This is a genomic window from Streptomyces sp. SM1 (assembly GCF_002910825.1).
Taxonomy (GTDB): Bacteria; Actinomycetota; Actinomycetes; order Streptomycetales; family Streptomycetaceae; genus Streptomyces; species Streptomyces okerensis.
Map to the genome: position 1 here is coordinate 1 of NZ_NEUB01000832.1, position 11,726 is coordinate 11,726.

Genomic DNA, 11,726 nt, shown 5'->3' on the forward strand with positions numbered 1-11,726 from the left:
CGGCGGGACGCTGGTTCGTGTCCCTGCTGTGCGAGGACCCCTCCGTCCGGCCGCTGCCTGTCAGTAGCAACGCCGTCGGCGTGGATGTCGGCCTGGACCACCTGCTGACCCTCTCGACCGGGGAGAAGATCGCCAACCCTCGGCACGAGCGCAAGGACCGGGCCCGTCTCGCGAAGGCTCAGCGGCAGCTCGCCCGTAGGGCCAGGGGTGACGGGGCGAACCGGGCCAAGGCCCGCCGGAAGGTCGCCCGTGTGCACGCCCGCATCACTGACCGCAGGCGTGATCACCTGCACAAACTCACCACTCGGCTCGTTCGTGAGAACCAAACGATCGTGATCGAGGACCTGACCGTCCGGAACATGATGAAGAACGGCAGGCTGGCCAGGGCCATCAGCGATGCGGCCTGGTCGGAGTTCCGCAGCATGCTGGAGTACAAGGCGCAGTGGTACGGCCGCGAAGTGATCGCGGTCGACCGCTTCTTCCCCTCCTCCAGGCTGTGCTCGACCTGCGGCGCCTTGCAGGGCAGGATGCCGCTGAACGTCCGTACGTGGACGTGTGACTGTGGAATGACCCACGACCGCGATGTGAACGCGGCGAAGAGCCTTCTGGCCGTCGGGCTGACGGCATCTGTCTGTGGAGCTGGTGTAAGACCTCAACGGAGTACTCCGGGCGGGCGGTCGGCGGTGAAGCAGAAACCCCAGCGGACGACCGCTGGAATCCCCCGCCTCTTGGGCCGGGGAGAAAGTCATGGTCCTCACCGGCGACGTGCACGTGCACTACGGCTTCGACATCAAGCGCGACTTCTCCGACCCGGGCTCGAAGACCGTGGGCACGGAGATCGTCACCTCCTCCGTCAGCAGCGGCGGCAACGGCACCGAGCGGCCCGCCAACTGGGAGACGTACTTGGCCGCCAACCCGCACCTGCGGTTCTACAACGGACTGCGCGGCTATACGACGGTGTCGCTCGGCCGTGAGCTGGCGCGCGCCGACTTCAAGACGGTCTCCCACGTGACCACGCAGGGCGCACCGCTCACGACCGCCGCCTCCTTCGTGACGGAGGCGGGGGAGCAGGGGCTCAAGCCGGCGTGACCACCGGTTCCCGTGCGGACTCCTGCGGGTAGCGGACGCCGACACGGTCCCGGATCGTGTCGAGCGTCCGCATCACGGCGAGGGTGCCGTCGAGCGGGACCAGCGGCGACTCGGTCTCGCCGGCCCGCAGGGCCCGCATCACCTCGGCCGCCTCGTGCTTCAGGCTGCGCCGGGCGCCGTCGGCCGGGTCCGCCGCGAACTCCTCGGCGTCGCGGCCGGTCCGGTGCAGGGTGAACCGCTCCGGGAAGAAGAAGCCGTACGGGATGTCGATCCGGCCCTTCGAACCGGTGATCGACGCGGAGGTCGCCGTACCGCCCACGATGGAGCAGTGCACCGAAGCGAGAGCGCCGCTCTCCCACGAGAGCAGCGCACCCGTCTGGAGATCAACGCTCTCCTCCGAGAGCACCGCTCGCGCCGCGATGTCCGAGGGCTCCCCGAGCAGCAGCTGGGCGAACGACACCGGGTACACGCCGAGATCCAGCAGCGCGCCCCCGCCCAGCGCCGGGTCCCGCAGCCGGTGCGAGGCGGGGAACGGCCCCTCGAGGCCGAAGTCCGCGTGCACGCTGCGCACCTCACCGATCGCCCCGTCGTCGACCAGCGCCTTCAGCCGCCGCACCATCGGATGGCAGTACATCCACATGGCCTCCATCAGGAATCGCCCGTTGCCGCGCGCCAGCGCGACCAGTTCCTCCGCCTCCCGCACGTTCAGCGTGAACGGCTTCTCGCACAGCACGTTCCGTCCGGACTCCAGCATCAGCCCGGCCGCCGCGCGGTGCGCCGTGTGCGGAGTGGCGACGTAGACGACGTCGATCTCCTCGTCCCGCGCCAGCGACTCCCAGTCGCCGTACGCCCGCGGTATCCCGAACCGTTCCGCGAACGCCTTCGCCGGCTCCGCCGACCGCGACGCCACCGCCACGATCTCCGCGTCCGGCATGTCCACCAGATCCGCGGTGAACGTCGCGGCCATCCCGCCGGTCGCCAGGATTCCCCAGCGTGTCTTCTGCTCGGTCATTCGTCCCACCCTGTTCGTGTGTTCCGTCAACGCGTCGCCATCGGGCTGTCGTGGAAGCGCTCCCATGACATCGTCGTTGACGCCGAGCACTCCGTACGAGCTGAGAGCATAGGGAGCTGACGGCATGAAAAGGGAGGGGCCGCATGCCCGAGGGTGGGGCGTTCATACCGAAATCGACTGAAAGCGGGGCGTCGGACACCGCACCGGCGGGGGCCGTGCGGGGTTCGAAGAGGGTGCAGGCCGTGCAGGGCGGGACGGTGGCGTCGTCGGCCCACCGCACCGGCGTCACCGTCCGCCGGACCAGCCTGCTGGTCACCTTCCTCCTCGGCGGCCTGACCGCCGTGACGCCGCTGGCGATGGACATGTACCTCCCCGCCCTGCCGGAGGTCACCCGGTCCCTGCACGCGCCCGCCGCCACCGTCCAGCTCACCCTCACCGCCTGCCTGGCCGGCATGGCGCTGGGACAGATGGTGGTCGGTCCGATGAGCGACCGCTGGGGCCGCCGCCGGCCCCTGCTCGTCGGCCTCGCGATCTACGTCGTCGCCACCGCGCTGTGCGCGTTCGCGCCGACCGTCGAGCTCCTCGTCGCCTGCCGGCTGGCGCAGGGCCTGGCGGGCTCGGCCGGCATCGTCATCGCGCGCGCGGTCGCCCGCGACCTGTACGACGGCGTGGCCCTGGCCCGCTTCTTCTCGACCCTCATGCTGATCTCCGGGGTCGCGCCGATCCTGGCGCCGCTCATCGGAGGGCAGGTCCTGCGGGTCACGGACTGGCGGGGCGTGTTCGTCGTCCTCACCGTCCTCGGACTGCTCCTGACGCTCGCCGTCTGGGCGAAGCTGCCGGAGACGCTGGCTCCCGCCGAGCGTCACAGCGGCGGCGTCGGCGAGGCCCTCGGCTCGATGCGCCGACTGCTCGCCGACCGGGCCTTCACCGGCTACATGCTCGTCGGCGGGTTCGCCTTCGCGTCCCTCTTCGCCTACGTCGCGGCCTCCCCGTTCGTCATGCAGGAGATCTACGGGGCCTCCCCGCAGACGTTCAGCCTGCTGTTCGGGCTCAACTCGATCGGCCTGATGATCATGGGGCAGGTCAACGGGAAGATCCTGGTCGGCCGGGTCCGGCTGGACAGGGTGCTCGGCCTCGGGCTCGCCGTCGTGGTCGTCGCCGCGGTCGCGCTGCTGCTGATGTCGCTCGGCGTGTTCGGCGAGACCGGGCTGGTGCCGGTGGCCGCCGCGCTGTTCGTGCTGATGTCCGCGATGGGCATCACCATGCCCAACACCCAGACCCTCGCCCTGATGCGCACCCGGCACGCGGCCGGCTCCGCGTCGGCCCTGCTCGGTACGACGTCCTTCCTCATCGCCGCGATCGCGTCCCCGCTGGTCGGGGTGGCGGGGGAGGACACCGCCGTGCCGATGGCCGTCGTCCAGCTGGCCTCCGCCCTGATTGCGCTGGCCTGCTTCCTGGGAATGTGCCGACCATGGAGCGGGCGGACGGGCGTGAAGGGCGGGGGCGTCTGAGCGCCCCGCGACTGCGCCACGGCACACCGCAGCGGGCCGGACTGGACGCCGGGGAACTCCGGCACCTGGTCGGGGCGGTCCGGGCCCGTACCGAGGGGGAGCGGCCCTGGGCGGCGGGGGCCGTCGTGGTCGCCGGACGCGGGCCGGTGATCGCCGTGAAGGAGGCGGCGGGCTGGGCCGTGCGCTACGCGTCGTACGACGGGAGGACGGACGCCCCGGTGGAACTGCCGCCCGGCGACCGTGTCCCGATGACCGTGCACACGCCCTTCGACCTGGCCTCCCTGACCAAGCTGTTCACCTCCGTGGCCGCGGTGCAGCAGATCGAGCGGGGCACCCTGGGCATCGACGCGCGGGTGGGGGCGTACCTCCCGGACTTCACCGGAGCGGCGCGGCACGGCGTCACCGTGCGCCAGCTGCTCACCCACACCTCCGGACTGCGGCCCGAACTCCCGCTGTACGACTGCGCCGACGGCGCGGAACGGCTGGCGCTGCTCCGCGCGGAATCCCCGGTCGGCGTGCCCGGCACGTACTGCTACTCCGACCTGAACATGCTGCTCCTCCAGCACGTCCTGGAACGCCTCACCCGCCGCACGCTCGACACCCTGGTCCGGGACGGCGTCACCCGGCCGCTCGGCATGAGCGCGACCGCCTTCGGCCCGTGCCCGTCCGCGGCGGCGACCGAGGACCAGCGGCGGCCGTGGGCCAAGGCGGACCGGGGGATGGTGCGGGGCGAGGTGCACGACGAGAACGCGTGGGCGCTGGGGGGCGTGGCCGGCCACGCGGGACTCTTCTCCACCGGCCGGGACCTGGCCGTCTTCTGCCGCACCCTGCTGGCCGGCGGCTCGTACGGGCCCGCCCGCATCCTAGCCCCCGGCTTCGTGGACCTCCTTCTCACCCCGCCCGGCCTGGGCTTCGCCCTGGACCAGCCCTGGTTCATGGGCGAGTTGTCCGGCCGCGGCGCCGCGGGCCACACCGGTTTCACGGGCACGTCCCTGGTCCTCGACCGCGCCACGGACACCTACGTGATCCTCCTGGCCAACACCGTCCACCCCCGCCGCCCGTCCACCCCGGACAGCAGACCGAGAGCGGAGGCGGCGACACGGGTGGCACGGGCGGCGGGGGATGTGAGAGGGCCGCACCCTCCGACCGCCCCGTAGAATCGCCGGGTGAATGCCCCCGCCTCCTCCCTGGTCACCGCCGAGACCCTGCGCTCCGCCCTCGCCGGGCTGCTCGACGGGCTTCCGGCGCGGCAGGCCGCGCAGGCCGTGGAGCGGCTGATCGCCAACTACCGCGGGGCGACGCCCACGGAGGCCCCCATCCTGCGCGACCGCGCCGACGTGGCCGCGTACGCCGCCTACCGCATGCCCGCGACCTTCGAGGCGGTGCGCTCGGCGCTGGAGGCGTTCGCGGACGCGGTGCCGGGATGGGCGCCCGGCGACCACACCGACATCGGCGGCGGAACCGGCGCGGCGGCCTGGGCCGTGAGCGCGACCTGGGCGGGGGAGCGTCCCGTGACCGTCCTCGACTGGGCGGAACCCGCACTCGCCCTCGGCCGGGAACTCGCCGCCGCGAATCCCGCACTGCGGCAGACCCGTTGGCACCGCTCTCGTATCGGATCGGCGCTCACGATCGAGAGCACCGATCTCGTCACCGTGTCCTACGTCCTCAACGAGCTCACCGCTCCCGACCGCGCCGCCCTCGTCGACGCGGCCGCCGGCGCCGCGCGGTCCGTCGTGATCGTGGAACCCGGCACCCCCGACGGCTACGCCCGCGTCATCGAGGCCCGCGACCGCCTCGTCTCCGCCGGCTTCCGCGTCGCCGCCCCCTGTCCGCACAGCGCCGCCTGCCCCATCGTGCCGGGCACGGACTGGTGCCACTTCTCCGCCCGGGTCAGCCGTTCCTCCCTGCACCGCCAGGTCAAGGGCGGCTCCCTGCCGTACGAGGACGAGAAGTTCGGCTATGTGGCCGCCACCCGCGTCCCGGTCGCGCCGGCCCCCGCCCGGGTCGTCCGCAGGCCGCAGATCCGCAAGGGCCAGGTCCTCCTCGACGTCTGCGAGAAGGACCCGTCCCTGCGCCGCACCACGGTCACCAAACGCCACGGCGATCTGTACCGGGCGGCCCGGGACACGGACTGGGGCGACTCCTGGCCGCCGGCCGACGACGTCTGACTGTCCGACTCCGTCCCGTTTCCCTCCTCCCGCTTCTCCTGCAGCTTGCGCAGCAACTCCCGCTTCTGCGCCCGCGGGTCGAGCCCGCCGCCGACGCGCCCACCGCGTCCGCGCCCGCGCAGCGCCTCGCGGCCGAGGTGCTGTCGGGTGCCGCCGACGCCCAGCATGTTTCCGGCTCCGCCTCGGGTCATGGTGCGATCCCTTCCTTGTCAATACGAGACGTATCGTCTCGTTTTACGTGTGTCCTCACCATCCGGCGAGACGCGCCGTCTTGTCAACCTGGTACATTCGGCCCATGGCCCCACAACAGCCCGCCCGCCAGCCGGCCCCCGACGCCACCCGCCGCAGCGAGCGCTCCCGGCGGGCCATCTACGACGCGGCCCTCGCCCTGGTCGCCGAGATCGGCTACCCGAGGACCACCATCGAGGGCATCGCCTCCCGGGCCGGCGTCGGCAAGCAGACGATCTACCGGTGGTGGCCGTCCAAGGCGGACGTGCTCCTGGAGGCGTTCCTCGACCTGAGCGACCAGGCGGCTCAGGCGGCCCGGGCCGACGGGACCGCGGACGACGCCGCGTACGCCCTCCCCGACACCGGTGACCTCGCCGCCGACCTCAAGTACGTCCTGCGCGCCACCGTCGACGAGCTGCACGATCCCGCCTTCGAGGCCCCCTCCCGCGCCCTGGCCGCCGAAGGCGTCGTCAATGAGGAGCTCGGCCGCAGGTTCGTCGCCAGGCTGCTGGAACCCCAGCTCCAGCTCTACGTCGACCGCCTGCGCGCGGCCCAGGAGGCCGGAGACGTCCGCGCCGACATCGACCCGCGCATCGCCCTGGAACTCTTCGTCTCACCCCTCGCCCAGCGCTGGCTCCAGTACACGGCCCCCATCACCTACGAGTACACCGACACCCTCGTCGACTACGCCCTGAACGGCCTCGCCCCCCGCTGAGCAAGGCCCCGGGCCCCGGACGACGGGCCCTTCTCCGGCGACCCCGGCCCCTCTCCGGCGCCTCCGGCCCTTCTCCGGCGCCTCCGGATCCGCACGCCCTCACCGCCCCGGCGCCGCACTCACCACCCCCGGCCCCCGCACCGGATGCCGGGACAGCCGCCCGGGGATGTCCGTGATGACGCCGTTGCAGCCGAGGGAGAGCGCGCGGTCGCGCTGGGCCGGGGTGACGACCGTGTGGGCCCAGAACCGGGGGATGCCGGAGCGCACCGCGCGGGTCAGGTCCGCGTCGCGGGCCTTGATGTCGACGTCGAGGACGCCGGCGTAGGAGCGCCGGCGCTCGGGGCGGTCGGTGCGCAGCCGGCGGGCCGAGCGCCACAGCTGGCTCAGCAGGCCCGGGCCGTGGACGCGGCGGGCGACCTCGGGGTCGCCGGTGTTCACGAACACCGAGCGGGTCAGGCCGCGGGCGCGGATCAGCGCGGCCGGCCGGTCGAGGCCGCGCGGGTCCTTCGCCTCCGGCATCAGCACGATCCGCCCGCCGAAACGGTCCAGTACCTCGGCGACCGTGGGCGGCCGCTCCGCACGCCGGCTCCCCGGCAGCCGGGAGCGCGGACGCAGCCGTACGTACCGCCACTCCCCGGCGTCCAGTCCGCGCACCTCGCCGCCCGGGAAGGTCGTACGGTTCAGGGTCGCGTCGTGGAAGACCACCGGTGTCCCGTCCCGCAGAACCCGCGTGTCGAAGTCCAGCACCTGCGCCGTGCCGCGCCGGTACGCCGCCATCAGCCCCGACATGCTGTCCTCCGGCACCTCGCGGGCCCCGCCCCGATGGGCGACGTACGGCACCCGCGGCAGCGAGTCCACCGTCAGCGGCCCGGTGCCCCACGCCGGCGGAGGCCCGCCGGCGTGGCCGCCCGTGAGGGTCAGCGAGGCGACGGAGGTCAGGCAGACCACGGCAGCGAGGCCCGTCGACGCGATCGATGTGACCATGCCGGACACGGCTGGGGCGGGGGTCCGGCCGGACCCCGTCATGACACCCGCCCCGCAGACGTCCCCTTCGTCCCGCCGGACACCCCTCGTCCGTTCGGGTCACCCTCGTCCCACCTGCGCCGATTGTGGGCTCCGGCCCCCCGATGCGCACGATCGTGGAACCATAGGGCATCCTGGAGCGCAGGACGGCGAGGCGAGGAGCTAGATGAGCGCGGAGTTCGGCGGACGGAGCGGCCGGCAGAGCAGAATCTCCCAGTGGCTGCGCGGACGCCGCCCGGAGCCGGCCGCCGACGAGGGCGACCGTGAGGCGCTGCTGCTCGCCGCCGCCGGCGCGGGACTGCCGCTCGCTCCCGCCGCACACCCCGCCGAAGCGTACGGCTGCTCCTGCGACCGCGTGGGCTGTCCCACCCCCGCCCGGCACCCGGTGTCCTTCGCCTGGCAGACCCAGTCGACGACCGACCGCGGCCAGATCGAGCGCTGGGCCCGCCACCAGCCCCGGGCCAACTTCATCACCGCGACCGGCATGGTGCACGACGTCCTCGACGTCCCCCTCGCCGCCGGCCGGGAGGCGCTCACCCGCCTGCTCGACGCCGGAGTCGAGGTCGGCCCGGTCGCCGAGAGCGACGACGGCCGCATGCTGTTCTTCACCCTCACCCGCGGCACCCCCGAGGACGAGGACGAGTGGTGGCCGTGCGAGCTGGACTGCCACCCGGAGACCATGGACGAGCATCCCGGCCTGCGCTGGCACTGCCGCGGCTCCTACGTCCTCGTACCGCCGGCCCGCCTGCCGGGCAACGGCGACGGCGACCGGTCGGTGTCCTGGGTGCGCGGCCCCGAGCACCCGCTGCCGGACCCGCTGAGTCTGCTGGAGTACCTCACCGAGGCCTGCGCCCGCCACATCGGCGACCACTCCGACCACGCGGGCTCGGCCTGGCCCTCCCGCCGCTGAGGCACCGCGCCGCCGAGTCACCGGCTCGCGGGGCGCCGGGCCATCGGGTCGCCGAATACAGCCGAGTACAGCCGAGTACAGCCGAGTACAGAGGATCGTGCCCGGGACTACTCGCCCTTCGCCGACGTCAGCCCCTGGATCCGCCCCAGAACCTCCACCTCGCCGTCGGCCGGGTCCAGCGCCACCTCGTTGGAGACGAACTCCATCGTCAGTGACTGCCGTATCTCCCCGGTCGTCAGCGCCAGCACGTCCTTGTTCGGCGTCGGCACCGATGCCCCCGCCGCGGCCGTCTGCTTCTCGAAGTGGCGCGTGGCGAAGAACACCAGCGCCCCGCCGTCCGCGGTGCGCAGCGCCAGCGGCGCGTAGTCGCCGTCCGTCATCGGCTCGTCGATGTACTGCGTGGCCAGACCCGGCCGTTGCGACCTCTTCGCCCGCGTCGCCCGCCAGGTGCTGGTGTGCGGACCGTCCGCGAAGACGTCCCCGCCGTCCTTGAGGAACGCCGTGTATCCCTGGCTCAACTCGCCCGGCGGGACCGCCACATCGGCCGAGTTCGCGGGTACCGTCTCCGCCCAGCCGTCCCGGTCCGTCTTGAACTCCGGTATCTCGTCCGGGGCCACCAGCGTCAGGTACGCCGCCTCCCACGGATCGTCCAGCCCGTCCCGGGTGAAGACCAGCAGCCAGCGGACGTCGCCGCCCTTGTTGCCGTCCGCGTCGGCGAGGAACCAGCGCGGCCAGCCCGCCTTCGCGGGAATGGTGAACTTCGCGTCCGTCAGCTCCAGCGGAGTGTGACTCGGGTTGCCCTCCGGGCTGTTGGCCCGCCCGGCCTTCAGACGGGCCTGGTCGATGTCGGCGAGGGCACCGGTGGTGTGACCGGCGTCCAGGGAACCGTCGTACGCCTGGTCGGCCTTGTTGTACGCGGCCGTGAACTCCGCGAGCGCTTCGGCGGCTTCGGCGCGAGTGGTGGCCGGGAGCACCTCGCGCTCACCGTGCACCACCACGCAGCCGCTCGCCGTCAGCGACAGAGCGGTCACCGTCGCCGCGATCAGCGCGCTCCGGTCAAGCCTGCGGTGCCTGCGGAGCCTTCGAGGCCTCGGCGGCCTCCGAAGGCCGGGATCCCTGCTCATCCGGTTCCTTCACCTTCCCCTTCCCGGAGGCGAACCCTACCGGGGCGAGGAACAGCGCGAGCGTCGGGACCAGGTACAGCAGCCACACCGTGACCTGGAGGACGGTCGGATCGGGCTGGAAGTTGAACACGCCCTTGAGGAGGGTGCCGTACCAGCTGTCAGGCGGGACCGTGCCGCTGACGTCGAAGGCCAGGCTCGTCAGACCCGGCAGCCAGTCCGCCTCCTGCAGGTCGTGGACGCCGTACGCCAGCACACCCGCCGCCACGACGACCAGCAGGGCGCCGGTCCACGTGAAGAACCGGGCGAGGTCGATCCTCAGCGCGCCGCGGTAGAACAGCCAGCCGAGCAGTACCGCCGTCGCCAGCCCCAGCGCCACCCCGATCAGCGGCCGCGGACTGCCGTCACCGGCCGCGTGCACCGACGCCCACACGAACAGGGCGGTCTCCAGGCCCTCCCGGCCCACCGCGAGGAACGCGGTGAGGACCAGCGCGCCGGTGCCCATCGCGAGCGCGGCGTCCAGCTTGCCGTGCAGTTCGGCCTTCAGGTGCCGGGCGGTGCGCCGCATCCAGAACACCATCCACGTCACCAGGCACACGGCGAGGATCGACAGCGAACCGCCGAGTGCCTCCTGTGCCTCGAACGTCAGCTCCTGCGAACCGAACTCGAGCGCGCAGCCGAAGCCGAGTGCGAGGGCGACCGCGACGCCGATGCCGGCCCACACCGGCTTCAGCGCGTCCCGCCGCCCGGTCTTCACCAGATAGGCGATCAGAATGCAGACGACGAGGCTGGCCTCCAGGCCCTCGCGCAGACCGATCAGATAGTTGGAGAACACGGTTCAGGCCTCCTCGGTGAACAGCGCCCGGCCCCACCAGTCGTGCTGGTCGCGGACGCCCGGCGGCACGGCGAAGAGCGCCGAACCCACGTGCTGGATGTACTCGTTGAGCGCGTCAGCGGCCAGACTGCGCTGGACAGGGATGAACCCGGTACGCGGATCGCGCTGATAGGCGAGGAAGAACAGCCCGGCGTCCAGCCGCCCGAGCCCGTCGGTGCCGTCGGTGAAGGAGTAGCCCCGGCGCAGGATCGTCGCCCCGGCGTTGGTCTCGGGATGGGCGAGCCGCACATGGGAGTCGGGCTTCATCGCCTTCAGGAACGGCTCGTCGTGCTCCTTCGCCTTGCCGACCGGCGCCCCCTCGCCCTTGTCACGGCCGAAGATGTCCTCCTGCTCCCGCAGCGAGGTGCGGTCCCAGGTCTCGATGTGCATCCGGATCCGCCGGGCCACGAGATAGGATCCGCCCGTCATCCAGCCGGGCCCGTCCTTCTCACGCACCCAGACGAACTTCTCCAGGCGGTCCCGCTCCGTCCCGGAGATGTTGCGGGTGCCGTCCTTGAAGCCGAACAGGTTGCGCGGGGTCTGCGCGTCGGGTGTCGTCGACGACGTCTTGCCGAAGCCGAGCTGGGACCAGCGCACCACGACCCGGCCGAACCCGATACGGGCGAGATTGCGGATCGCGTGCACGGCGACCTGCGGATCGTCCGCGCACGCCTGCACGCACAGGTCCCCGCCGCTGCGGTCACGGTCGAGGTTGTCCCCGGCGAACTTCGGCAGCTCGGCGAGGGCTTCGGGACGCCGCCCGGCCAGATCGAACCTGCCGAACAGCGACGGCCCGAAGCCGATCGTCAGCGTCAGCCGGGACGGCTTGAGCCCCAGCGCCTCACCGGTGTCGTCCGGCGGAGCCTCGGCGAGACCGCCGTACGCGCCCTCGCCGACCGCACGGCCCGCCGTCATCCGGCGCGCGGCCTGCGTCCACTCCTTCAGCAGCTCGACGAACTCGGCCCGGTCATCGGTGGTCACGTCGAACGCGGCGAAGTGCAGCCGGTCCTGCACCGGTGTGGCGATGCCCGCCTGGTGCGCGCCGTGGAACTCCACCGCCGCTCCCGCGCCCGCG

At 72.6% G+C, this 11,726-nt stretch carries 10 protein-coding genes and 3 pseudogenes; 7 read left to right on the top strand and 6 right to left on the bottom strand.

Features of this window, described 5'->3' with window-relative positions; all coding sequences use genetic code 11:
• Together B9S61_RS26390 and B9S61_RS26395 are read left to right on the top strand one after the other, a co-directional pair.
• Window positions 1-704, top strand: a pseudogene (locus tag B9S61_RS26390) (RNA-guided endonuclease TnpB family protein); the annotation flags it as partial.
• Window positions 705-738: 34 nt separating this feature from the next.
• Window positions 739-1,089 (top strand): annotated as a pseudogene (locus B9S61_RS26395) (alkaline phosphatase D family protein); the annotation flags it as partial.
• Here B9S61_RS26395 and B9S61_RS26400 read toward each other — a convergent pair.
• Window positions 1,076-2,101, bottom strand: coding sequence for a Gfo/Idh/MocA family protein (locus B9S61_RS26400; RefSeq protein WP_103544478.1), 1,026 nt, complete (start codon window positions 2,099-2,101; stop codon window positions 1,076-1,078). The pseudogene B9S61_RS26395 and the gene B9S61_RS26400 sit on opposite strands and share 14 nt — an antisense overlap.
• Window positions 2,102-2,343: 242 nt before the next feature.
• Between B9S61_RS26400 and B9S61_RS26405 the strand changes: the two genes are divergently transcribed.
• The 3 genes from B9S61_RS26405 to B9S61_RS26415 are packed head-to-tail and all read left to right on the top strand — an operon-like array spanning window position 2,344 to window position 5,780.
• Window positions 2,344-3,612, top strand: coding sequence for a multidrug effflux MFS transporter (locus B9S61_RS26405; protein WP_374936244.1), 1,269 nt, complete (start codon window positions 2,344-2,346; stop codon window positions 3,610-3,612).
• Complete coding sequence (locus B9S61_RS26410; protein WP_103544480.1) at window positions 3,573-4,769, top strand: serine hydrolase; 1,197 nt, start codon at window positions 3,573-3,575, stop codon at window positions 4,767-4,769. Before B9S61_RS26405 ends, B9S61_RS26410 begins: the two co-directional genes overlap by 40 nt.
• 9 nt (window positions 4,770-4,778) lie before the next feature.
• On the top strand, window positions 4,779-5,780 hold the full coding sequence (locus tag B9S61_RS26415) for a small ribosomal subunit Rsm22 family protein (RefSeq protein WP_103544481.1): 1,002 nt from the start codon (window positions 4,779-4,781) through the stop codon (window positions 5,778-5,780).
• 53 nt (window positions 5,781-5,833) lie between these two features.
• Here B9S61_RS26415 and B9S61_RS41715 read toward each other — a convergent pair.
• Window positions 5,834-5,971: pseudogene (locus tag B9S61_RS41715) on the bottom strand (DUF6243 family protein); the annotation flags it as partial.
• 104 nt (window positions 5,972-6,075) lie between these two features.
• On the opposite strand from B9S61_RS41715, the gene B9S61_RS26420 reads away from it, so the two are divergent.
• Window positions 6,076-6,723 carry a TetR/AcrR family transcriptional regulator gene (locus B9S61_RS26420; protein ID WP_103544482.1) on the top strand — a complete coding sequence of 216 codons (648 nt, stop codon included), beginning with the start codon at window positions 6,076-6,078 and terminating at the stop codon, window positions 6,721-6,723.
• A 99-nt stretch (window positions 6,724-6,822) separates the two neighbouring features.
• Here B9S61_RS26420 and B9S61_RS26425 read toward each other — a convergent pair whose 3' ends face one another.
• The gene (locus B9S61_RS26425) at window positions 6,823-7,707 is read right to left on the bottom strand and encodes a glycerophosphodiester phosphodiesterase (protein ID WP_103544485.1); all 885 of its coding nucleotides are present in this window, start codon (window positions 7,705-7,707) and stop codon (window positions 6,823-6,825) included.
• Between the two features lie 205 nt (window positions 7,708-7,912).
• Between B9S61_RS26425 and B9S61_RS26430 the strand changes: the two genes are divergently transcribed.
• Entirely contained in the window at window positions 7,913-8,656 is a 744-nt protein-coding gene (locus tag B9S61_RS26430) for a bifunctional DNA primase/polymerase (RefSeq protein WP_103544483.1), read from the top strand.
• Between the two features lie 107 nt (window positions 8,657-8,763).
• Here the strand turns inward: B9S61_RS26430 and B9S61_RS26435 are convergent, their stop codons facing one another.
• The 3 genes from B9S61_RS26435 to efeB form a co-directional block, all read right to left on the bottom strand.
• On the bottom strand, window positions 8,764-9,780 hold the full coding sequence (locus B9S61_RS26435) for a hypothetical protein (protein WP_181007533.1): 1,017 nt from the start codon (window positions 9,778-9,780) through the stop codon (window positions 8,764-8,766).
• A complete protein-coding gene (efeU, locus tag B9S61_RS26440; RefSeq protein ID WP_103544484.1) occupies window positions 9,713-10,612 on the bottom strand; it encodes an iron uptake transporter permease EfeU in 900 nt (299 codons plus the stop codon). The genes B9S61_RS26435 and efeU overlap by 68 nt, the downstream gene beginning before the upstream one ends.
• Window positions 10,613-10,615: 3 nt before the next feature.
• A partial coding sequence (gene efeB, locus B9S61_RS26445; RefSeq protein ID WP_103544487.1) for an iron uptake transporter deferrochelatase/peroxidase subunit occupies window positions 10,616-11,726 on the bottom strand: 1,111 nt, incomplete at its 5' end.

Excerpts from the sequence above, each read along its gene's own strand:
- B9S61_RS26400 (WP_103544478.1), bottom strand. The coding sequence starts at position 2,101 with ATGACCGAGCAGAAGACACGCTGGGGAATCCTGGCGACCGGCGGGATG.
- B9S61_RS26410 (WP_103544480.1), top strand. The coding sequence starts at position 3,573 with ATGGAGCGGGCGGACGGGCGTGAAGGGCGGGGGCGTCTGAGCGCCCCG.
- B9S61_RS26420 (WP_103544482.1), top strand. The coding sequence starts at position 6,076 with ATGGCCCCACAACAGCCCGCCCGCCAGCCGGCCCCCGACGCCACCCGC.
- B9S61_RS26425 (WP_103544485.1), bottom strand. The coding sequence starts at position 7,707 with ATGGTCACATCGATCGCGTCGACGGGCCTCGCTGCCGTGGTCTGCCTG.
- B9S61_RS26430 (WP_103544483.1), top strand. The coding sequence starts at position 7,913 with ATGAGCGCGGAGTTCGGCGGACGGAGCGGCCGGCAGAGCAGAATCTCC.
- B9S61_RS26435 (WP_181007533.1), bottom strand. The coding sequence starts at position 9,780 with ATGAGCAGGGATCCCGGCCTTCGGAGGCCGCCGAGGCCTCGAAGGCTC.